We start from the raw sequence: 21,346 nt of genomic DNA, 5'->3' as shown, positions 1-21,346 counted from the left end.
ACAGGCGGGTCGCGGCACCGCTGAATCCCCTCATTCCCACGAGACCCGCGTCAGCGCGCCGCCCATACGACAGAGCCAGGCACGCCCGGGGAGCGCGAACGGCGGCAGGGAGCGGTCGCCCGTCAGCGTGCGCACATCGCCCGAGCACTCCGCCGCGATCACCAGCTCCCCCTCCCGCCGCACGGCCTCGAGAAGCCGCCACGCGCGCTGCCACTGCTCGGGGTCTCCCACCAGCACGACTCCGCGCGGTGGGTCCAGGTCGGTGGCGGGGACCTCGGACACGCACAGGAGTGTCGCCGCCCAGATCCGCTCCAGGTGACGATGACGCTCGGCCGAACCGCGCAGCACGACCCCGGTGAGGATGTCCGCTCCTCCGGGCCGCCATCGCGCAGGGGCCCCGGGCTGCACGGCGGAGTCGTGTCGTCCTGGCCGCGGGTTCGAGGTGTTCCCCGGGTGCTCTCGCCCGGGCGACCGCAGCTCGCCGCCCGTCCGGGGCCGCACCGGACCGGGTCCACGCTCACCCACATCAACGGCACTCACCGGTGGTGCCGCAGCCCGCTCGACTCGGCGATCCGGCTCGGTGTCGTCACGGCACAGCAACTGCACCTCCATTCCATCGAGCGTGGCCCGTCCAGGAGGTCGGTTGTGGCGAAAGCCGGATGATTCCCCGCCAGCCAGCAGATGGTCGGATCGATTGGCCTGGGCGAGAACGGCGCGCCGGGGAATGAGGTCGATGATGCGAGCGCACGGGCCGGAAGCGCGCTGCGCGGTGACCACCACCGTCGTGCCCGTCATCCCGGCCCGGCGCACCAGGCTCTCGACACGGGCCGCGGCGTCCCCCGCCCAGGGCTCGGGCCACATCGTGAGAAGCACGTCCAGGTCATCAACGAGCACGAGCTCGGGAGAGTCCGCCTCCCAGCGCGCGAGGGCGTCCCACGCCGCCTCGGGCTCGGATGGGATCCGGAGCGTGTGCGCCACATCGGCGTCCACGAGGTCGACGAACGTCGTCTTGCCCGACCGTGCCTTCCCCAGCAGCACGAGTCCCCGCTCGCCGACACGCAACCACACCGGCAGTCGCCGCTGGTGATCGGGGTCGTCTGCCACAGCGATGAGGAGGTGGCCCGCGTGGCCGGACGCCTCGCTCCCGATGAGAGCATCGGCGTCGCTGACGGCGATGTGCTCCGGCAGCGGAGGCAGCCAGGGCCGTGCATGGGGGCGTTCACCCTGGGGCGTGCTGGCAAGCCGATCGAGATCGGCGGGCGACGTCAGCGCGATGCGGGTGCGCACCGGGACGGCGTCTCCACTGCGGCGCACATACGCCAGACCGCGTCCGTCCGGCCCCCCGGGGATACGCGCGGCGCTGTCCTCACCGATCACGGCGCGGCTGTCCTGCTCGCTCGACACGCGCAGGGCGATGCGGAGCGGACAGTTGGCGAGGGTGGCATCGCGCACCACTCCGGCCACTCGCTGCGCACCGATCACGAGGTGCATGCCGAGCGCCCGGCCGCGAGCGGCGATATCGGTGAAGACGGGTTCGACCTCGGGGTGCTGCGCGATGAGCGCGGGGAACTCGTCCACCACGATGACGAGGCGCGGCAGTTCCACGCGGCTGTCGCCGATGTCTCGCGCCCCGGCCGCAGCGATCACCGCCTCCCGGCGTCGGATCTCCGCCACGAGCGAGCGGACGGCGCGTTCGGCGAGTTCGCCGTCGAGATCCGTCAGCACACCCACGACGTGAGGAAGCACCGCGAGCGGCTCGAACGCGGTCCCGCCCTTGAAGTCCGCGAGCAGCAACTGCACGGCCTGCGGAGAGGACGCGCGGCAGAGACCCGCGACCCAGGTGATGAGGAACTCACTCTTGCCCGCGCCCGTCGTACCCACCACCACCGCGTGCGGACCGTCCGTCACGATGTCCAGCGAGGCATCCTGTCCCGCCGATCTGCCGATGCAGGCCGCGAGCTCACCCTCGGCATCGCCCAGCTCCGCGAAGCGCACGAACGGATCCTCGGAGGACGCCTCGCTGCGAGCCCGGTCCCGCAGCGAGTGCGCGGTGCTGACGGCCTGGGCCTCGGAGACCGCTTCGCATCGCAGCGGGACGCTGACAGCGCCGTGGCCGACGACGGCGTTCAACGCGTCCTGCAGCTCGATCACCGTCGGCGTGCCGGTGGGAACGCTGCTCTGGCGATCCACCCAGCTGATGGTCACGTCGGCCGGTGGACGAGGATCCGCCGGCCCGACGAGCGCCAGCGTTCGCGCGTCGGCGGCGCCGAGGGCGTGGGGAAGGTCGCACGCCCACGCCTCTCCCCGCGCGAGCACCTGCCAGCGCCCCGGCGGATGAAGCAGGCAGGCCTGCAGCACGATCGCCCGGGCCACCGCCGCCGCGGCGACCGGGTTGCCGCGCACACAAATGTCCCCGTTCAGGGGTATCGCGACCGGTGACCGGGCAAGGGACTGCGCCCGGGCACGCAGCTCTCGCACCTCCGGTCGATCGTCGCCCCGCCCGATGGTGCTCGCCACGTCCACCGTTCCGCTGCCGAGAGTCACCGTACCGTCCCTCTGCGGGTGGGCGCGCCAGATGGTCTCGGGCGCAGCGAGCAGGTCCGCTGAACTCGGATGCGCCGCCCACCGGGCACGGCGCTCCCGCGCATGCTGTTCTGCGACGGTGTCTGCGGCGGCGTCGACAGCCGAGAGGAAAGCGGCGCGCTCGCGTCGGCTCTCCCGCCTCTGCCCTCGAGCGCGATCCGCGAGCCCCGCGGCGAGCATCAGCGGCCCGAGCGCCGCGAACCACAGCATGAGAGCGGAGCCCGTCATCAGCCACATGCCCATCGCTCCGACAATAGGTACCACGGCCGCCACCAGGGGCAGAGGTGCGCGCGGCTGTGGCGATGGGGCGGGCGGCAGCGCGACTGGCTCATCCCCGGGGGATGTCTGCGCGGCGAGGAGGAAGCTCATCCCCCGACGATGGCGGATCGCTGCGGCGGACGTGCGCCGCTCACCGGCGATCGGGATGACATTCCGACGCTGGGGCGCTGGGGAGGAAGCCCACCGCCCGTTCAGCCCCTCATGCTCGTACGGCGACGAGATGCCGGAGTGACGGTGTCAGTGCGAGGAGGGCGTTCGGGCGACGTCCAGCACGATGATGGTCACGTTGTCCCGGCCACCGTTCTCCAGTGCCGCCTGCATCATCGCTTCGACCGCATCGCGTGGGTCGGGGTTGGCATTGAGGAAGTGCTGGATGCCGTAGTCGGTGAGCTCTTTGGTGAGCCCGTCCGAGCACACGACGAAGCGGTCGCCGTCGCAGATCTCCACGCGCACGTAGTCGGGGACGACCTTGTCGCTGGGGCCGACGGCTCGGGTGATGACGTTGCCGTAGGGGTGGTTCTCCGCCTCTTCCGGACTGAGTCGTCCGGCGGCAATGAGTTCCTGAACCACGGAATGGTCCGTGGTGAGCTGGTCAAGCTGATCGTCTCGCAGCAGGTACACACGAGAGTCGCCGATGTTGAGGGTCACCCACGATTCGCGCGCAGCGTCCGTATCGAGGTAGAGACCGGTCAGCGTCGTTCCGGTGCCTTCGTCGGTGGTCTCCGGATGCGACATGATGTCTGCCACGGCGCGCGTCAGTGAGCGTTCGATGGCCTTCGCGGTGACCTTGCCCTTTTCCACCATCGCGCGCAGTCGCTCCACCGTGCTGGCGCTCGCGATCTCGCCGCCGATGTGCCCGCCCATGCCGTCTGCCACGACGAACAGCGGGTAGCTCGTGAGGAACGCGTCCTGGTTGACCTCCCGCCGCCGACCCGTGTCAGTGGCGCCGTACCAGGTGAGCGTGACGTCATCACCGCTCGGCAACGCGACCACGAGGGATTCGGTCGTGCCGCGCTCCGTCACGCCGGGCCTCCCTCAGGTTCTGACACCTCGCATCGAGGCTGTGATTCATCCTAGTAGACGAGGGCGACATCCTCCCGCGCGCGCCACGAGTCTGCGGGAATCGCATCCCCCGTTCAGCGCGTGTGCGCAGACGGCGCCGAGAACGACAATTGCGGTGTCCCTCGTTGCCTCGCGGGGGTGTGCATACTACCTTTATTGCTTGCGGACCTCGCATTCCGCGCCCCGCCTGATTTTCTGCGCGGAACGAAACAGAAGGAAGGCCCCACATGAGCGATCCGAACGGCTCACAGCCGCAGCAGCCCCAGGAGCCCTACGGCGCTCCGCAGCCGCCGGCTCAGGACCCGGCAGCGGGTCAGCCGCAGCCCGGTGCCTACGACCCGAACGGCGGACAGCCGCAGCCCCCGCAGTACGAGGCCCCCGCTGCGCCGCAGTACGGCGCTCCCCAGGCTCCGCAGCCGGGCGCGCCCCAGTACGGCGCTCCTCAGGCGCCCCAGTACGGCGCACCGCAGGCACCCCAGTACGGCGCACCCCAGGCACCCCAGTACGGCGCACCCCAGGCACCCCAGTACGGCGCACCTCAGGCTCCTCAGCCGGGCGCACCGCAGTACGGCGCCCCGCAGGCCCCTCAGTACGGCGCGCCTCAGCCTGGATATGGCCAGCCCCAGTACGCCGCGGGGGGCAATGCCCCCTACACGCCCCAGCAGGATCAGACGATGGCGATGTGGGCGCACCTCAGCGGCATCCTGTCGATCATCCCGCCGCTCATCATCTGGCTCATCGGCAAGGATCGCGGTCCCCGCACGAGCGTCGAGGGCAAGGAGGCGGTGAACTGGCAGATCACCGTCATCATCGGCCAGGTCGCTGTGGCCATCGTCGCCGCCATCCTGTCGGCGATCCTCTGGTCGACTGGCGCCTGGGGCGTCGCAGGCCTGGTCAGCAATCTGCCCTGGCTCCTCTGGGTCGCGAACGTGGTGTTCTGCATCATCGCCGCGCTCAAGGTCAACAGCGGCGGCAGCTACCGCTACCCCGTGAACTTCCGCTTCATCAAGTAAGCGTGACGAGAAGAAGGGGCCGGAGCATCTGCTCCGGCCCCTTCTGCGTCCGCGGAGTTCAGACGACGAGTTCCAGTTCGGTGTTGCGTTCCCGCAAGAGCACGCCTGCCCCAGCTGCCCATCGCAGCAGACCGTCACGCGAGCGCACCCGGGGCCGGTCCTCGGCCAGCCGGCGTACCAGCTCCCCCTTCGCATGCTTGTTGAAGTGATTCAGGGCGCGGACCGTGCCGTCCTCCCCCGCGGTCACCACGCGCACATAGGCGTGGGGAACCTCCGCGGGAATCGGCCCCAGGGCCGCGTAGGCCTCCGACCGCAGATCCAGGACAAAGGCCGGGGCATGAACGGCGACAGCGGCGGAGACCGCCGACCCCCACAGACGCTTGAGCGGACCGAGCGCCGGAAGAGATGTGCCGGCAGCGAGGCGGTACGCGGGGATCGCGTCCAGAGCGCCCACGGGCCCGAACGGCGCGCTGTGGATCATCACGTGTGCACCGAGCCACCGACGAGCGGTCCGGTCCAGCTCCCCGGCCGCCAGCGCATCGAAGAGGACTCCGGTGTATCGATCCACTGCGGGCAGTGTCGGAGACTCCCGCAGCGCCGCGTTGACGGCGATGTCGCTACGCTGGCGCTCGCTGAGCTTGAGCACGCGGGCGGCCTCGTCCGGGTCCGCGGACAGCGCGACGAGGGCGTCGACGGTCCGCTCCCGCTGTGGCTGGAGGGCACCGAGCGCAAGCCGGGTGAGGTCCAGCGGCGCGCCCGATCCGCCGGGACGCTTGGTCTCGGACGGTGGCAGAAGAACCAGCACGATGTCCTTTCCCGATGACACCGAGGTCATCACACGACGAAGCGCGCCGGCAACCCGAGGGCTGCCGGCGCGCTTCGAATGGTCGATTCAGCGAGAGCCGATCAGGCGACCAGTGCGGCGTTGCCCGCCACGATGGTGAGGTCCGATCCCTCCATCGACAGGAAGCCGTCCTTCGCCGAAGCGATGACCTTGCTGCCGTCAGTGGTGGTGATGCGCACCTGACCCTCCGCGAGGATGGCCAGCACCGGCTCGTGACCGGACATGAAACCGATCTCGCCTTCGACGGTCTTGGCCACGACCAGCGAGGCGTCTCCCGTCCAGATCTCCGACTCTGCGGAGACGAGGGTCACGTGCAGCGCCATGATCAGGCGTTCTCCTTCTGGATCTTCGCCCACTGCTCTTCGACGTCGGAGATGCCACCGACGTTGAAGAAGGCCTGCTCGGCCACGTGGTCGAAGTCGCCCTTGACGATGGCGTCGAACGACTCGATGGTCTCCTTGATCGGAACCGTCGAGCCCTCGACACCGGTGAACTTCTTCGCCATGTAGGTGTTCTGCGAGAGGAACTGCTGGATACGACGGGCGCGAGCCACGACGATCTTGTCCTCTTCGGAGAGCTCGTCAACACCGAGGATGGCGATGATCTCCTGGAGTTCCTTGTTCTTCTGCAGGATCTGCTTCACGGCGTTGGCCACGCGGTAGTGGTCGGCACCGATGTAACGCGGGTCGAGGATACGCGACGTCGAGGTCAGCGGGTCCACGGCCGGGTACAGACCCTTCGACGCGATCTCACGCGAAAGCTCGGTGGTGGCGTCGAGGTGGGCGAAGGTGGTCGCCGGAGCCGGGTCGGTGTAGTCATCGGCCGGCACGTAGATCGCCTGCAGCGAGGTGATCGAGTGACCACGCGTCGAGGTAATGCGCTCCTGGAGCACACCCATCTCGTCGGCGAGGTTCGGCTGGTAACCCACGGCCGAAGGCATACGGCCCAGCAGGGTCGACACCTCGGAACCGGCCTGCGTGAAGCGGAAGATGTTGTCGATGAACAGCAGCACGTCCTGGTTCTGGACATCGCGGAAGTACTCCGCCATGGTCAGAGCAGACAGCGCGACGCGAAGACGCGTCCCCGGCGGCTCGTCCATCTGGCCGAAGACAAGGGCGGTCTTGTCGAAGACGCCCGCTTCTTCCATCTCGTGGATCAGGTCGTTGCCCTCACGGGTGCGCTCGCCGACACCGGCGAACACCGACACACCACCGTGGTCCTGAGCGACGCGCTGGATCATCTCCTGGATCAGAACGGTCTTGCCGACGCCGGCACCACCGAACAGACCGATCTTTCCACCCTGCACGTACGGGGTCAGCAGGTCGATGACCTTGATGCCCGTCTCGAACATGGTGGTCTTCGACTCGAGCTGGTCGAAGTTCGGAGCCTTGCGGTGGATCGGCCAGCGCTCGGTGACCTCGATGGTCTCGCCGGGCTCGAGGTTGAGAACGTCACCGGTGGCGTTGAAGACCTTGCCCTTGGTGACGTCACCGACGGGAACCATGATCGGCTCACCGGTGTCGCGCACCTCCTGGCCGCGGATCATGCCGTCGGTGGGCTTCAGCGAGATGGCGCGAACGAGGTCGTCGCCGAGGTGCTGTGCGACCTCGAGGGTGATCTCGGTCGACTCGTCACCGATGACGATGGTCGTCTTCAGTGCGTTGTAGATGTCCGGAATCGCGTCGTGCGGGAACTCGATGTCGACGACGGGCCCCGTGACGCGTGCGACGCGCCCGACGACCGCAGTCTGAGCTGCCGTGGCGGTGTCAGTCATGGTCTTCTCTTTCGTGATGAGGTCTTAGGACGCCAGAGCGTCCGCGCCGCCGACGATCTCGGCGATCTGCTGCGTGATCTCGGCCTGGCGCGCGTTGTTGCGCAGGCGCGTGTAGTCGGTGATGAGCTTGTCGGCGTTGTCCGAGGCCGACTTCATCGCCTTCTGCGTGGCGGCGTGCTTGGAGGCAGCCGACTGCAGCAGGGCGTTGAAGATGCGGGACTGGATGTACACCGGCAGGATCGCGTCCAGCACCGTCTCGGCGTCCGGCTCGAACTCGTAGAGCGGGTACACCTGCGAGGAGGACACGTCGGCGGCATCGGCCTCGGTGATCTCCAGCGGAAGCAGGCGAACGCTCTCGGGCTCCTGGGTCATCATGCTGACGAACCGGTTGTAGACGAGGTGGATCTCCTCCACGCCGCCGTCCGCGTAGTCCGTACGGAACGCGTCCAGCAGGGTGTTGGCGATGTCCTCAGCCGTCGAGAACGCGGGCGAATCGGTGTCACCGATCCACTCGCCGGCGGCGGCCAGCTTCCGGAACTGGAAGTAGCCGACCGCCTTGCGCCCGACGAGGTAGAAGACGACCTCCTTGCCTTCGCTGCGCAGCAGCTCAGCAACCTCCAGACCCTCACGGAGGATCTGGGAGTTGAAGGCACCCGCGAGACCGCGGTCCGCGGCGAAGATCACGACCGCGGAACGGCGGATCTGCTCGGGCTCGGTCGTGAGCGGGTGATCGACATTGGAGTACGTCGCGACGGCGGACACGGCACGCGTCACGGCACGCGAGAAGGGAGATGCCGCGTGCACACGCGCCATCGCCTTCTGGATTCGCGAAGCCGCGATGAGTTCCATCGCCTTCGTGATCTTCTTGGTGGTCTGAGCAGACTGAATCTTCTGCTTGTAGACCCGGAGTTGTGCGCCCATGAGTGTCTCTCTGTCAGGCGATTACGCCCGACGACCCTTGACGATCTTCTCCTGCGTGACGTCATCGGCAGCGGCTGCGTCCACGCTCTCGTTGCCGAGGGCGTCGATCGCACGGCCCTTGCCGCCGTTGAACTCGAGGATGAACTTGTCGGTGACATCGTTCAGCTCGGCGATGGTGTCGTCATCCAGCACGTTGGTCTCGCGCAGGCGCGTCAGGATCTCGGTGTTGCGGCCGACGTAGTCCAGCAGCTCGCGCTCGAACGGCAGCACGTCCTCGACGGCGATGGTGTCGAGCTTGCCGTTGGTGCCGGCCCAGATCGAGACGACCTGCTCCTCCACCGGGTACGGCGAGTACTGCGGCTGCTTGAGCAGCTCGGTGAGGCGGGCACCACGCTCGAGCTGACGACGCGACGCCTGGTCGAGGTCGGACGCGAACATCGCGAACGCCTCGAGCGAGCGGTACTGGGCCAGCTCCAGCTTCAAGGTGCCGGAGACCTTCTTGATGGACTTGACCTGCGCGTCACCACCGACTCGCGAGACCGAGATACCCACGTCGACGGCCGGACGCTGGTTGGCGTTGAACAGGTCGGACTGCAGGAAGATCTGGCCGTCGGTGATGGAGATCACGTTGGTCGGGATGTAGGCGGAGACGTCGTTCGCCTTGGTCTCGATGATCGGCAGACCCGTCATCGATCCCGCACCCAGCTCGTCGGAGAGCTTCGCGCACCGCTCGAGCAGACGCGAGTGCAGGTAGAAGACGTCACCCGGGTAAGCCTCACGTCCCGGCGGACGGCGAAGCAGCAGCGAAACGGCGCGGTACGCCTCAGCCTGCTTGGACAGGTCGTCGAACACGATGAGGACGTGCTTGCCGCCGTACATCCAGTGCTGGCCGATGGCCGAGCCGGTGTAGGGGGCGAGGTACTTGAAGCCCGCGGGGTCCGAGGCGGGAGCAGCGACGATCGTCGTGTACTCCAGCGCGCCGGCCTCTTCGAGCGCGCCCTTCACCGAAGCGATGGTCGAGCCCTTCTGGCCGATGGCGACGTAGATGCAGCGAACCTGCTTGTTGACGTCGCCCGACTCCCAGTTGGCCTTCTGATTGATGATCGTGTCGATCGCGATGGCCGTCTTGCCGGTCTGGCGGTCACCGATGATCAGCTGACGCTGACCACGACCGACGGGGATCATCGCGTCGATGGCCTTCATACCGGTCTGCATGGGCTCGTGCACCGACTTGCGCTGCATGACGCCGGGGGCCTGGAGCTCGAGAGCACGGCGACCCTCGATCGAGCCGATCTCGCCGAGACCGTCGATCGGGTTGCCGAGCGCGTCCACGACGCGACCGAGGTAGCCGTCGCCCACCGGGACCGAGAGGACCTCGCCCGTGCGGGTGACTTCCTGACCGGCCTCGATGCCCGAGAACTCGCCCAGGACGACGACGCCGATCTCGTGCTCGTCGAGGTTCTGGGCCAGGCCCAGGGTGCCGTCGGCGAAGCGGACGAGCTCGTTGGCCATCACGCCCGGGAGGCCCTCGACGTGCGCGATGCCGTCAGCAGCGTCGATGACGGTGCCGACCTCGGTCGCGGAGGCGCCAGGGGTCTCGTAAGCGGCGACGAAGTCCTTCAGCGCGTCACGGATGACATCGGGGCTGATAGAGAGATCTGCCATTGTGTTCCTTCGTTCAGTGGGGCCCTGCCCCGAAGTTCTCCGCTGGTGCGGGAAAGTCTGGTGTCAGCCGATCAGCTTGTGGCGCACGTCGGCCAGACGCGACGAGATCGATCCGTCGATCACGTCGTCGGCGATCTGCACGCGCAGTCCTCCGACGACCGTGGGGTCGATGACCGTGTTGAGCGTGACGCCGGAGCCGTACTTGGCTGCCAGCGCCGCGGTGAGGCGCTTGCTCTGCTCGTCGTTCAGCGGGGAGGCCGAAACCACCGTTGCGACCGTGCGGCCGCGCTGTGCCGAGACGATGTCCATCGCCCGGTTCAGCAGCTGACGAACGCGCCGCTCCCGGGGGAGCTGCACGAGCGAGGAGACGATGAGCGTCGTGGCGGGGGAAGCGGCTGCGCCGATCAGCTTCTCGACGAGGGCTCCCTTCGCCGCAGACTGACCCAGACGGCTGCCGAGAGCCAGCTCCAGATCAGGGTTCTGAGCGATGGTGCGAGAGAAGCCGAACAGCTCCCCCTCGATGTCGGCGTTCGCATCCGCGGCCGAGGCGGCGCGGATCGCGAGCTCCTCGATGCCGTCGGCGAGACCGGCGGCATCGGACCAGCGCTGTGCGGCGACGGTGGTGAGGACGTCCACGGCCACGGCGCCGAGCGCCGAGCCGAAGACGGCCTTCACGACCTGTTCACGCGCGGCCACGGGGGCTGCGGAATCGGACAGCGCACCGGCGAGCTGCGTCGACTCGCTCACCGCACGCGCGGCTGCGAACAGGTCGCGTGCGGTGGCGAGGTCGAGCGTGTGCGCGTCGAGCGCCTTCACCGACGCCGCGAGTGCCTGAGTGGTCGCGCTGCCCATCAGTGGTTCGCCTTCTCGGAAGCCTCGAGGTCCGCGAGGAAGCGGTCGACGACGGCCGTGGCCTTCTTGTCGTCGTTCAGCGACTCGCCGATCACGTTGCCTGCAAGGCTGAGGGCCAGCGTGCCGACCTCTCCACGCAGGGAGACGAAGGCGGCCTGACGCTCGGCCTCGATCTGCGTGGAGGCAGCGGTCTGGATGCGTGCGGCCTCGGCGGTCGCGGCTTCCTTCGCCTCGGCGACGATCTTCTTGCCGTCCTCACGGGCGGCGTCGCGGATCGTACCGGCCTCCTTGCGTGCCTCGGCCAGCTGCGCGGTGTACTCCGCGAGAGCGGCCTCGGCCTGCTTCTGGGCCTCGTCAGCCTTGGCAATGTTGCCCTCGATGGCTGCGGAGCGCTCGTCGAGCATCTTCGTGACCTTCGGAAGGGCGACCTTCCACACGACCAGCAGGATGACCACGAAGCAGACCGCCGACCAGACGATGTCGTAGATCGCCGGGAACAGCGGGTTCGGAGTCTCCTCCCCGCCGCCTGCGGCAGTGACAAGAGCGTTCAGCATCCTGTCTCCTTACGTGTCAGTGGGGTGAAATCAGCCCTGGAAGATGAAGTAGGTCGCGATGCCGATGAAGGCGAGGGCCTCGGTGAAGGCGATACCGATCCACATCATGACCTGGAGGCGACCCTGCAGCTCGGGCTGGCGGGCGACACCCTCGATCGTCTTGCCGACGACGATGCCCACACCGATGGCGGGACCGATGGCCGCGAGGCCGTAGCCGATCGTTCCGACGTTTCCGGAGACCTCGGCGAGAATCGTGGTAGCGTCCACGGTTTTTCCTTTCGTTGGGTGGGTGCGGCTTGTGCCGACCCGCTCAGTGCTCGTCTGCGACTGCGAGCTGGATGTAGACCGCAGTCAGGATGGTGAAGACATACGCCTGGAGGAAGGCCACCAGGAGCTCGAAGATGGTGTAGGCGAAGCCCGCTGCGAGCGTGCCGACACCGAGGATCGGGAAGAACCCGCCTGCGTGGAAGAAGAAGAACCACGTGGCCGAGAAGAACAGCACCAGCATGAGGTGGCCGACCATCATGTTCATCAGCAGTCGCAGCGTCAGGGTGACGGGACGGATGATGAAGGTCGAGATGAACTCCAGCGGCGTGACCAGGAAGTAGATCGGCCACGGCACGCCCGAGGGGAACAGTGAGTTCTTGATGAAGCCCTTGGGGCTCTTCTTCAGACCGGCGTAGATGAAGGTCACGTAGGCCACCACGGCCAGCAACAGCGGCATCGCGATGATCGAGGTACCCGCCAGGTTCAGACCCGGGATGACACCGGTCAGGTTCATGAACAGGATCATGAAGAACAGCGTCGTGAGGATCGGAAGGAAGCGGTTGCCGTCCTTGCGCCCCAGGAGGTCGTGAGCGATGTTGACGCGCACGAAGTCGAAGCCCATCTCGACGATCGACTGACCGCGTCCGGGGATCAGCTTCATCTTGCGGGTGCCGAGCCAGAGGATCAGCACGAGCACGACGGTGACCAGGATCTGGATCAGGTGGATCCGGTTGATCGCGAACGGCGTGCCCTCGAACAGAACGATATCGGGGAAGAACTCCCAGATGGAGGGGGCGTGGAAGCCGTTCTCGTCATCAGACGAGGCGGCAGCGGCGATAATGCTCGCGGCGTGGATCACAGGTTGCGGCTCCAACTTCGGGGCACCGGGCGAGCCGATACGACGATGGGTGAGACGGCGTCATCCCGACCTTCGCGCACAAGAGGCGCACCACAGGCCAGGGGAACTTCTTCAGCCTATCAAGATTTTTGGGATGTCACGAATCGAATCACGCGCGATCCAACGGCTTCTCCGCGTTGCGGGAGGACTCCTCCCGAGCGGCGGGCGTATCCTCCCCCGCTGCCGGCTGCGTCGCCTCTTCCTCGTCGTCGAACGAGGTGGGCAGGTCGGCATCCGACACGTACGGGATGCGCATCTTCATCATGACGATGACGTCGACGACGAGGGTCGCCAGGATGCTGACCACCAGGGCGATGAAGAACACCATCGAGTCCAGCCACGGGGCCCCCCGCAGCAGGAACAGCGCGACGATGAAGATCACGAACTTGATCACCCAGCCGCCGAGGACGATGGAGAAGAACAGGGTGGGGTACAGCGGATCGCCGTTCCAGCGATTCGCGATCAGGATGCTGGCGCCGGTGATACCGAGAAACAGGGCGGCCAGCACGACACCCACCAGGGCGCTGAAGAGACCGGACGTTCCGGACACGGCGAAGCCGATCACCGCACCGGCGACGGCGAGCACGGCGGTGACGATCCCCGCGACGGTGAGGACCCGCCGGAGGACGGGGTTGCTGGCGACGGGAGCTGCGGGGGTCATTTCGAGGCCTCCTGGAGGGCACGCCGTCGTGTGCGGCGCGCGGTTTCGGGTGGGATGAAGGTGACCACGGCGCATGCGGCGAGGCCGACTGCTGCGAAGGCGATGCCGAGCCAGTACCCACCGGGCCAGCGCTCTCGCACCGCCACGTACATCAGCAGCACGGACAGCGACAGCACGGCGGTCCAGGCGTAGAAGATGAGCGTGGAGTCGCGATCGGAGTGGCCGAGGTCGAGCATGCGGTGGTGCAGGTGCTTGCGGTCGGGCGCGAACGGGCTCTTGCCTGCGCCCATGCGGCGGAGCACGGCGAGCACGAAGTCGGTGAGCGGGAAGATCACGATGATGATCGGCAGCAGCAGGATCGGGATGAAGGCCCCGAGCAGCATGGACTGGCCGAAGGTGTCCGGGTCGAGCATCTCGGGGGTGATCCGGCTCAGGATCGCGATGGTGCAGGTTCCCAGCAGCAGTCCGAGCAGCAGCGCGCCGGAGTCGCCCATGAAGAGCTTGGCGGGTCTCCAGTTCAGCGGCAGGAACCCGGCGCATGCGCCCACGATCACTGCGGCGAGGAACGTGGCGAGGTTGAAGTTGTTGTCGCCGCCGGTATCGCGCACCAGCATGTAGGAGTACGCGAAGAGGACTCCCGCGGCGATGAGCACGGTACCGGTGAGGAGCCCGTCCAGGCCGTCGATGAAGTTGACGGCGTTCATCACCACGACGATCACGATCATGGTCGCGACGATGCTGATCCAGCTGGAGCCGACCATGATGCCGCCGATGGGCAGGGCGATGATCTGGAGCCCGCCCCCGATGGTGATGATGCCCGCGGCGATGAACTGCGCGCCGAGCTTGATCATCCAGTCCAGATCCCAGATGTCGTCTGCTGCCCCGACACCGACGATCAGGGCGGAGGCGATCAGCACGGAGATGATGGGGGCCGGGTCCGCCCAGAAGGGCGCGAAGTATGGATTCGCGCGGGAGATGAGCACCATCAGGGCGATCGCAAGGAAGATCGCGATCCCGCCCAGGCGTGGGGTGGGCGTGGTGTGCACGTCCCGCTCGCGGATTCCGGGGTACAGCTTGAAGCGCATGCTCAACTGCCACACGCCCCACGAGAGCATGAGCGACATGGCTCCCGTGAGGATGATGGCGAAGAGATACTGCTTCACGCGTTCTCGCCGCCGGGAGGGCCTTCCACGCTCGCCGCGTCATCGGAGGCGTCAGCATCCGCATCGGAGGTGAGGGCGATGGAAACCGCCACCGGATCGGCCTCGAGGAGGTCGCCGAGCACCTCCCGCAGCCGCTCGCGGGAGATCGCCCCTTCGCGCAGCACCCGCACCACCGGCTGCTGCCCGTCCGGCAGATCGGCCGCGCGGACCAGGGTCGTCGCGTCGACGATCGTCGAGGCGATGCCCTCGGCCACCTCTCCCCCGTCGAGATAGACGGCAACGGCGTCGCCGAGCATGTCCTGCGCCTCGGCGGCATTGCGGGCGGCGGGCTGACCGGTGAGGTTGGCGCTGGAGACGGCCAGCGGCCCGGTCTCCATCAGCAGTTCCCGGGCGATGCGGTGATCGGGCATGCGCACGGCGACCGTGCCGCGCGTCTCCCCGAGGTCCCACACCAGACTCTCCTGGGCGGGGAGCACGATGGTGAGCCCGCCGGGCCAGAACGCCTCGATCAGATCGTTGACCGCATCGGGAACCTCGCTGACCAGCGCGGTCATCGCGGCGACGCTGCCGACCAGCACGGGCGGTGGCTGATCGCGTCCGCGTCCCTTTCCGTCCAGCAGCCGCTGCACGGCGGCAGGGCTGAACGCGTCGGCTCCCACGCCGTACACGGTGTCGGTGGGAAGGACGATCAGCTCGCCCCGGGCGATGGCCTGGCGGGCGTGACGCATGCCGCTGAGCAGCTGCGTTTCATCAGAGCAGTCGAAGACAGGAGACATGGCAGCCCCAGTCTACGGCGCGCGTCCCGCGGTTCCCGTGAAACTTCCGTCGGCGGGCGAGAATCGCCGCGTTGCACGACTTCCCGTCCACGCACGGAAGTCCCCCGGTGAAGACGCGGCGGACGGCGGAGGCGATCAGGGGCGGACGGCCGTGGTCACGCGATCGCGATGGGTGAGGTCGGCGTGCGTCGCGGCGGCCACCCAGCCGTCCGAGGTGAGGATGTCCCGCACGCCCTGACCCTGCCACTCGCCGTGCTCGAGCACGATCATGCCGCCCGAGTGTGCAAGACGCAGCCCCACCCGCGAGATGGTCCGGATGTCATCCAGGCCGTCCTCGCCGCTGTACAGCGCCTCGCGCGGGTCGTGCAGGCGCACCTCCGGATCTCGCGGAATCGCGTCGGCCGGGACGTAGGGCGGGTTCGAGGCGACCACCGACACCTGTGCGTTCAGATCGTCGAGCGCGTCCGCGAAACTGCCGTGACGCAGTTCGAGGTTGCCGTCGGTGAGTCGTGCCACGTTGCGCGCGGCCCACCGATACGCATCCGCGCTGCGCTCCACCGCGACAATCCGCGCGTGGGGCACCTCGGTGGCCAGGGCAATCGCGATCGCACCGGAACCGGTTCCGAGATCGACGGCGAGTGGACGCGGCGACGGCACGGCCGCGAGCGCGTCGATCGCGAACTGGGCGAGGATCTCGGTCTCCGGGCGCGGGACGAAGACGCCCGGTCCGACGGAGAGCTCGAGATGACGAAACGGCGCGCGTCCGGTGATGTGCTGCAGCGGCACGCGCTCTGCCCGCCGCGCGATCGCCGCATCGAACGCGGCAGCCTCCTGTGAGTTCAGGTCCCTCCCCGTGACGACGGCAGCCTGCACACCCCCGCGGGACAGCTCGAGTACGTGAGCGGCGAGGAGCTCCGCGTCCACCGCCGCGTCGAGGATGCCGGCCTCGGCGAGCACGGCGGCGCCCGCCTGCAGGGCGGCACGCAGGGTGAGCGTCGAATCCGTCGTCATCGGTCCTCTTCCTCGGCAGCGTCCGGGCGACGCTCCCCCAGCCTATTGCGGTCATCGCCTCGTCAAGCGGCGTCACATTACGCAAGTCGGTCAGCCGGGCGTCGTATCGTGCCAGGACTGGCAACGCTGCTCGCACAACCCGAAAGGCCCCGCACATGGCTGGTATTCACGAAGACATCACCTCCACGTTCGGCGACACCCCGCTGGTGCGCCTGAATCGCCTCACGGAAGGCGCCGGCGCCGAAGTGGTGGCCAAGCTCGAGTACTTCAACCCGGGCTCGTCGGTGAAGGACCGCCTGGCGGTGGCGCTGGTCGATGCCGCGGAGGAGTCCGGCACTCTGCCCGCCGGTGGCACGATCGTCGAGGCCACCAGCGGCAACACCGGCATCGGCCTCGCCCTCGTGGGTGCCGCACGCGGCTACAAGGTGATCCTCACGATGCCCGCGTCGATGTCCGTCGAGCGTCGCGTGCTGCTGAAGGCGTTCGGCGCGGAACTGGTCCTCACCGACCCCGCCGGCGGGATGAAGGGCGCGGTCGCCGAGGCCGAGCGCATCGTGGCCGAGACCCCGGGCGCGATTCTGGCGAGCCAGTTCGCGAACGAGGCGAACCCGGCCGTTCACCGCCGCACCACCGCTGCGGAGATCCTGCGCGACACCGACGGGGCGATCGACTACTTCGTGGCGGGCATCGGCACCGGCGGCACCATCACCGGCGTCGGCGAGGTGCTGAAGGAGAAGGTGCCCGGCATCACGATCGTCGCCGTGGAGCCGAAGGACTCGCCCCTGCTGACGGAGGGGACCCCGGGACCCCACAAGATCCAGGGAATCGGGCCGAACTTCATCCCGCCGATCCTGAACCGGGACGTCATCGACGAGGTCATCGACGTCACGTTCGAGGACTCCATCGCGTCCTCCCGCGCACTGGCCTCGAACGAGGGCATCCTCGCCGGCATCTCCGCCGGCGCGGCGGTGTGGGCGGCGCTGGAGATCGCCCGGCGTCCTGAGGCCGCGGGCAAGCGCATCGTGGTCGTCATCCCCGACACCGGCGAGCGCTACATCACCACCGCGCTCTTCGAGGACCTTCGGGAGGGCTGAGCCACCGCCGCATCTGAGCGGGCCGGATCGCATCGATCCGGCCCGCTCATCGTTTCGGGAGGCGCCGTCGTCGCAGCCAGCGCGTCATACTCGGCCGGTTGCTCCCCGAAGGCGGCAGGATGGGATCATGACCGCTCTGTCCCGCCTGCGCGAGGATCTCGCTGCCGCGCGCCTGCGTGATCCGGCGGCGCGCACCTCGGTGGAAATCGCGCTGCTGTACCCGGGACTGCACGCGCTGTGGGCGCACCGGCTCAATCACTGGCTATGGCGCCGGAATCTGCGCTTCGTCGCGCGGGCCGGATCACAGTTCGCGCGCTTCCTCACCGGCATCGAGATCCATCCGGGCGCCACGATCGGACGGAGGTTCTTCATCGATCACGGCGCGGGCGTGGTGATCGGGGAGACCGCGATCGTGGGCGATGACGTCATGATGTACCACGGCGTCACCCTCGGCGGACGCACCCACGCAGCAGGCAAGCGCCACCCCACCATCGAGGACGGTGTGGCCATCGGCGCCGGAGCGAAGGTGCTCGGCGACATCACCATCGGCGCGCGCTCCGCGATCGGCGCCAACGCCGTCGTCACGCGTGACGCCCCCGCGGACTCCGTCCTCATCGGCATCCCCGCGAAAGCGCGGCCCCGCGTCCCGGGGGAAGACACACGCGCGGTGCTCACCGCGCCCGAGTACATGATCTGATCTCGCTCATCCGGTCAGCCGCAGCGCATAGGCTCGAACGGTGACCCGGATCCATGACCTGACCGTCGGCGAACTCACCGCCGAGATCGCCACCGGCGCGCTGAGTCCGACCGAGGTGGTCGGGCACTATCTGGAGCGGATCGATCGGCTGGGCACGCAGGTCGGCGCTTTCACCGAGGTCACCGCGGATGCCGCGCTGCGGCGAGCAGCCGGTGATCTGCCCCGCGGACCCCTGTACGGCGTCCCGTTCGGCGACAAGGATCTCGTGGCCCGCGCCGGAGTGCCCACCCGCTACGGCTCGCGAGCCTTCAGCGATCACATCCCCGTCACGTCCGATCCGCTGGCCGAAGCCCTCGACGCCGCCGGCGGGATCAGTCTGGGCAAGACCACGACACCGGAGTTCGGCCTCACCGGCTTCACGGAGCCCCGTGTGGGTCCAGCAGCCCGTAATCCGTGGGATCTCGCCACCGGTGCAGGGGGCTCCAGCGGCGGCGCCGCAGCGGCCGTGTCGGCAGGTCTGCTCCCGTGGGCTCCGGCCTCGGACGGGGGCGGTTCGATCCGCATCCCCTCTGCCACCTGTGCCGTTGTCGGGCTGAAGCCGTCCCGGGGGCGGCTGCCGATCGGTGCCGGACTGGACTCGTATGACGCCCTCGCGGTCAACGGCCCGATCACGCGTACGGTCGGAGACGCCGCCCTGCTCCTGGACGTGCTCGCCGCGATCGCGCCGTCTCACCGATCGGTGGTGGCTCCGGGGACGGGTCCGTTCGCCGATGCTGCGCGCGCGGAGATCACGGGACTGCGCCTGGGCATGACGCTGACCACCCCCTGGGACCACGCCATGCACATCGTGCTGGATCCCCATGCGCGGGCAGCCTACGACCACGCTGCGACGGTCCTCGCAGCCGCCGGCGCCGACGTGGAGAGCGCCGACTGGCAGCCGACCGGATACCCGGAACTGTTCGGCACACTGTGGCGCGCCAGTGCCGCGACCCTCCCGCTCGACGAGGACGCACTCGCCCGGGTGGAGCCGATCACGGCCTGGCTCGTGCGCGAGGGTCGTGATCTCGACGCGCGGCGACTGGTGTCCGCCTATGCCGCAGCGCGGCTGTTCGAGCGTCGCACCATCGAGACCTTCGCGCGGTACGACGCCGTCCTCACGCCCGCGCTCGCCCTCGACCCCCGCCCGCTCGGGTGGTATCGCACCGAGGATGCCGAGCGCACCTTCGCCCAGCAGGTCGAGTACGCGCCGCACACCAGCTGGGTGAACGTCGCGGGTCTTCCCGCGATCACGGTCCCGATCCTCGCGGGCCCAAGCGGTCGTCCCTGGAGCGTCCAGCTTGTGGGACGGCCCGGCGGCGAGCGTGCGATCCTCGCGCTCGCGGGGCGACTGGAAGCCGAGCGGGGCGCGCTCCCCCGGCCCCCCGGGTTCGAATGACATTCGCAACCTTGGTTGACAACTTCCTAGAAGCAACCTAGGTTGACAGCATGACCCAGATCACGATGGTGGATGTGGCCACCGACACCTCCGATCCGCGCGCGGGGCTGCGTGCCGTCGTCTCGCTACGAGAGCTCACCGAATCACTCGAGTTGCGACAGGTCGAGGCGGCTCTGCGCGCCGGGATGAGCTGGACCGAGATCGCCGCATCCCTCGGCGTGACGCGGCAGGCCGTCCACAAGAAGTACAGCCGCCGCGTCGATCCGACGATCGCCCTGCCGCGGAGGTCGTCGTGAATCGCATCGCCGCCACCGTGGGCACGTCCCAGACCCTCTCGATGGCGGGCTTCACGGAAGCGGCACGGCATCACCGATCGGTCGCGGATCTGGACGATCTGCTGGTCGCGCTCACCCTGGACGACGGGCTCGGTGGACAGGCGCTGCGATCGGGCGGCCTGGACCGGGAGAGCATGCGCGCAGCGATCGCCGCCACCCGATCGCAGCGGCTCTCGGCACTCGGGGTGAGCGCGGATGCCGTGGAGCCCGATGACTCCTCCGCGCGGCGGACCGCACGGTGCACGTGGAGTCCGCGTGTGCTGCAGCTGTTCCAGTCGGTCCCCGCCAGCCGAGACTTTTCCGCGAGCATCCTCCGCGCTGTGCTCGACGAGCCCAGCGGTCACGTCGCCGACGTGCTGGCGCACACCGGGCTGGATCGCACGGAGCTCGAGCGGGTGCTCGACGCGGCGGCCGATGCACCCTCGTCGCAGCGTCGCGCCGCCACGGACGTGCTCAGCGGCAGCGCCAGCGCCCACGTCGCGGCGCCGATCGACACGGTCTGGGCGCTGGTCTGCGATCCGGCTCGCCTGCACGAATGGGCGCCCGCCGTCGGGGAGCCGGCGCGAGAGCAGGAAGGGGGGCTCTGGCTGACGAACGCTCCCGCGACCGGCCCCGACGGTCGTCCATTGCGCATGCGCGAAGGCGCCCGTCTGCAGCAGTGGCAGCTCATCGACGCCGCCGAGCCGACGAGGGTCGTGTGGGCGGTGACGTATCCGGCGCTCGCGCGCGCGAACCGGCAGCACTTGTTCCTCGATCTGGCGCCGTCGGCGGGCGGGACGCGTCTGCAGGTCACGGTGGAGTGGCACCGCACCGTCTCCGGCGGCTTTCCTCTCGGCAGGCTGCTCCGCCCGATCACGCGGTGGGCGGCGAACCAGGGCGCACGTAGTACGGCGCACGCGATCGCCGGGACGTTCCGCTGATGGGAGATGGCCGGTCCCCGTGGCCGGGGGGCGCTGCACGTCGCGGAGGACCGGCCACCACCGGCGCGCTGGACTGGTCTCAGCGGACCGGCCGGGTCTTAGCGTTGCCACATGACCCTCTACGAGTTCTCCGCCGACCCCGCCCGCATCGACATCGACCGCACCCACCGATGGATCGCTGAGGAGTCGTACTGGGGGCGGGGCCGAGCCCGCGAGCGTCACGCCGCGGCGATCGCGAACTCCCGCGCCTACGGCGTCTATGACGCCGAGTCCGGGGATCAGGTCGGGTATGCCCGCATCATCACCGACGGCGTCACCTTCGCGTGGCTCTGCGACGTCTTCGTCGACCCCGATCGCCGCGGCGAAGGTATCGGCAAGCTCCTCATGTCCGGGATCACCGCCGAGCTGGAGCCGCTGAACCTGCGCCGCGTCATGCTGATCACTGCGGACGCCCACGGCCTCTACGCGTCATACGGTTTCGAGCCCCTCGAGGATCCCACCCAGTTCATGACGCTCACCTGACCGGCGGATGTCAGCCGAAC

22 protein-coding genes are annotated in these 21,346 nt (G+C 68.5%); 7 read left to right on the top strand and 15 right to left on the bottom strand.

The genetic code is table 11. From position 1 onward, the window contains the following. Nucleotides 1–30 precede the first annotated feature (30 nt). Both ACIQJ5_RS04580 and ACIQJ5_RS04575 read right to left on the bottom strand, forming a co-directional pair. Complete coding sequence (locus ACIQJ5_RS04580) at nucleotides 31–2,826, bottom strand: FtsK/SpoIIIE domain-containing protein (protein WP_402841338.1); 2,796 nt, start codon at nucleotides 2,824–2,826, stop codon at nucleotides 31–33. 273 nt (nucleotides 2,827–3,099) lie between these two features. Continuing rightward, complete coding sequence (locus ACIQJ5_RS04575; protein ID WP_231091330.1) at nucleotides 3,100–3,855, bottom strand: PP2C family serine/threonine-protein phosphatase; 756 nt, start codon at nucleotides 3,853–3,855, stop codon at nucleotides 3,100–3,102. A 296-nt stretch (nucleotides 3,856–4,151) separates the two neighbouring features. On the opposite strand from ACIQJ5_RS04575, the gene ACIQJ5_RS04570 reads away from it, so the two are divergent. Continuing rightward, nucleotides 4,152–4,937: a DUF4870 domain-containing protein gene (locus tag ACIQJ5_RS04570; protein ID WP_231089503.1), complete on the top strand. Its 786-nt coding sequence runs from the start codon at nucleotides 4,152–4,154 to the stop codon at nucleotides 4,935–4,937. Between the two features lie 58 nt (nucleotides 4,938–4,995). Here ACIQJ5_RS04570 and ACIQJ5_RS04565 read toward each other — a convergent pair whose 3' ends face one another. From ACIQJ5_RS04565 to prmC, 13 genes are all read right to left on the bottom strand, one after another. After that, nucleotides 4,996–5,742, bottom strand: coding sequence for a YaaA family protein (locus ACIQJ5_RS04565; RefSeq protein ID WP_231091329.1), 747 nt, complete (start codon nucleotides 5,740–5,742; stop codon nucleotides 4,996–4,998). 101 nt (nucleotides 5,743–5,843) lie between these two features. Next, nucleotides 5,844–6,104, bottom strand: a complete 261-nt coding sequence (locus tag ACIQJ5_RS04560) for a F0F1 ATP synthase subunit epsilon (RefSeq protein ID WP_231092741.1) — start codon at nucleotides 6,102–6,104, stop codon at nucleotides 5,844–5,846. A gap of 2 nt (nucleotides 6,105–6,106) precedes the next feature. Continuing rightward, nucleotides 6,107–7,555 carry a F0F1 ATP synthase subunit beta gene (gene atpD / locus ACIQJ5_RS04555; RefSeq protein ID WP_231092740.1) on the bottom strand — a complete coding sequence of 483 codons (1,449 nt, stop codon included), beginning with the start codon at nucleotides 7,553–7,555 and terminating at the stop codon, nucleotides 6,107–6,109. Between the two features lie 24 nt (nucleotides 7,556–7,579). Next, on the bottom strand, nucleotides 7,580–8,476 hold the full coding sequence (locus ACIQJ5_RS04550) for a F0F1 ATP synthase subunit gamma (RefSeq protein ID WP_231092739.1): 897 nt from the start codon (nucleotides 8,474–8,476) through the stop codon (nucleotides 7,580–7,582). A 21-nt stretch (nucleotides 8,477–8,497) separates the two neighbouring features. Beyond that, nucleotides 8,498–10,141 carry a F0F1 ATP synthase subunit alpha gene (atpA, locus tag ACIQJ5_RS04545; RefSeq protein WP_231092738.1) on the bottom strand — a complete coding sequence of 548 codons (1,644 nt, stop codon included), beginning with the start codon at nucleotides 10,139–10,141 and terminating at the stop codon, nucleotides 8,498–8,500. A 63-nt stretch (nucleotides 10,142–10,204) separates the two neighbouring features. Beyond that, on the bottom strand, nucleotides 10,205–10,993 hold the full coding sequence (locus tag ACIQJ5_RS04540; RefSeq protein WP_231092737.1) for a F0F1 ATP synthase subunit delta: 789 nt from the start codon (nucleotides 10,991–10,993) through the stop codon (nucleotides 10,205–10,207). Then, nucleotides 10,993–11,547, bottom strand: a complete 555-nt coding sequence (locus ACIQJ5_RS04535) for a F0F1 ATP synthase subunit B (RefSeq protein ID WP_231092736.1) — start codon at nucleotides 11,545–11,547, stop codon at nucleotides 10,993–10,995. The genes ACIQJ5_RS04540 and ACIQJ5_RS04535 overlap by 1 nt, the downstream gene beginning before the upstream one ends. 30 nt (nucleotides 11,548–11,577) lie before the next feature. After that, nucleotides 11,578–11,814, bottom strand: coding sequence for an ATP synthase F0 subunit C (gene atpE, locus ACIQJ5_RS04530; RefSeq protein ID WP_231092735.1), 237 nt, complete (start codon nucleotides 11,812–11,814; stop codon nucleotides 11,578–11,580). Between the two features lie 43 nt (nucleotides 11,815–11,857). After that, nucleotides 11,858–12,673, bottom strand: a complete 816-nt coding sequence (gene atpB / locus ACIQJ5_RS04525) for a F0F1 ATP synthase subunit A (protein WP_231092734.1) — start codon at nucleotides 12,671–12,673, stop codon at nucleotides 11,858–11,860. 148 nt (nucleotides 12,674–12,821) lie between these two features. Next, nucleotides 12,822–13,373 (bottom strand): hypothetical protein, encoded by a 552-nt coding sequence (locus ACIQJ5_RS04520; RefSeq protein ID WP_231092733.1) that lies wholly within the window; start codon nucleotides 13,371–13,373, stop codon nucleotides 12,822–12,824. Next, nucleotides 13,370–14,536: an MraY family glycosyltransferase gene (locus ACIQJ5_RS04515; RefSeq protein ID WP_231092732.1), complete on the bottom strand. Its 1,167-nt coding sequence runs from the start codon at nucleotides 14,534–14,536 to the stop codon at nucleotides 13,370–13,372. The genes ACIQJ5_RS04520 and ACIQJ5_RS04515 overlap by 4 nt, the downstream gene beginning before the upstream one ends. Beyond that, nucleotides 14,533–15,312 (bottom strand): L-threonylcarbamoyladenylate synthase, encoded by a 780-nt coding sequence (locus ACIQJ5_RS04510; protein WP_231092731.1) that lies wholly within the window; start codon nucleotides 15,310–15,312, stop codon nucleotides 14,533–14,535. Before ACIQJ5_RS04510 ends, ACIQJ5_RS04515 begins: the two co-directional genes overlap by 4 nt. A gap of 135 nt (nucleotides 15,313–15,447) precedes the next feature. Beyond that, on the bottom strand, nucleotides 15,448–16,323 hold the full coding sequence (prmC, locus tag ACIQJ5_RS04505) for a peptide chain release factor N(5)-glutamine methyltransferase (RefSeq protein WP_402841327.1): 876 nt from the start codon (nucleotides 16,321–16,323) through the stop codon (nucleotides 15,448–15,450). Between the two features lie 155 nt (nucleotides 16,324–16,478). Between prmC and cysK the strand changes: the two genes are divergently transcribed. The 6 genes from cysK to ACIQJ5_RS04475 all read left to right on the top strand — a co-directional run bounded on the left by cysK (nucleotide 16,479) and on the right by ACIQJ5_RS04475 (nucleotide 21,326). Beyond that, complete coding sequence (cysK, locus tag ACIQJ5_RS04500) at nucleotides 16,479–17,417, top strand: cysteine synthase A (RefSeq protein WP_402841325.1); 939 nt, start codon at nucleotides 16,479–16,481, stop codon at nucleotides 17,415–17,417. A 127-nt stretch (nucleotides 17,418–17,544) separates the two neighbouring features. Continuing rightward, nucleotides 17,545–18,114 (top strand): serine O-acetyltransferase EpsC, encoded by a 570-nt coding sequence (epsC, locus tag ACIQJ5_RS04495; protein ID WP_231092728.1) that lies wholly within the window; start codon nucleotides 17,545–17,547, stop codon nucleotides 18,112–18,114. Nucleotides 18,115–18,154: 40 nt separating this feature from the next. Further along, nucleotides 18,155–19,549, top strand: a complete 1,395-nt coding sequence (locus ACIQJ5_RS04490; RefSeq protein WP_402841322.1) for an amidase — start codon at nucleotides 18,155–18,157, stop codon at nucleotides 19,547–19,549. Between the two features lie 50 nt (nucleotides 19,550–19,599). Further along, nucleotides 19,600–19,845, top strand: a complete 246-nt coding sequence (locus ACIQJ5_RS04485; protein WP_231092726.1) for a hypothetical protein — start codon at nucleotides 19,600–19,602, stop codon at nucleotides 19,843–19,845. Beyond that, entirely contained in the window at nucleotides 19,842–20,804 is a 963-nt protein-coding gene (locus tag ACIQJ5_RS04480; protein ID WP_402841318.1) for an SRPBCC family protein, read from the top strand. Before ACIQJ5_RS04485 ends, ACIQJ5_RS04480 begins: the two co-directional genes overlap by 4 nt. Before the next feature lie 111 nt (nucleotides 20,805–20,915). After that, a complete protein-coding gene (locus tag ACIQJ5_RS04475; protein ID WP_402841315.1) occupies nucleotides 20,916–21,326 on the top strand; it encodes a GNAT family N-acetyltransferase in 411 nt (136 codons plus the stop codon). Nucleotides 21,327–21,346: the final 20 nt, after the last annotated feature.

It is taken from the genome of Microbacterium sp. GXS0129 (assembly GCF_044769785.1).
GTDB classification, from domain to species: Bacteria; Actinomycetota; Actinomycetes; order Actinomycetales; family Microbacteriaceae; genus Microbacterium; species Microbacterium nymphoidis.
This window is presented reverse-complemented; position numbering and strand designations above follow the sequence as displayed.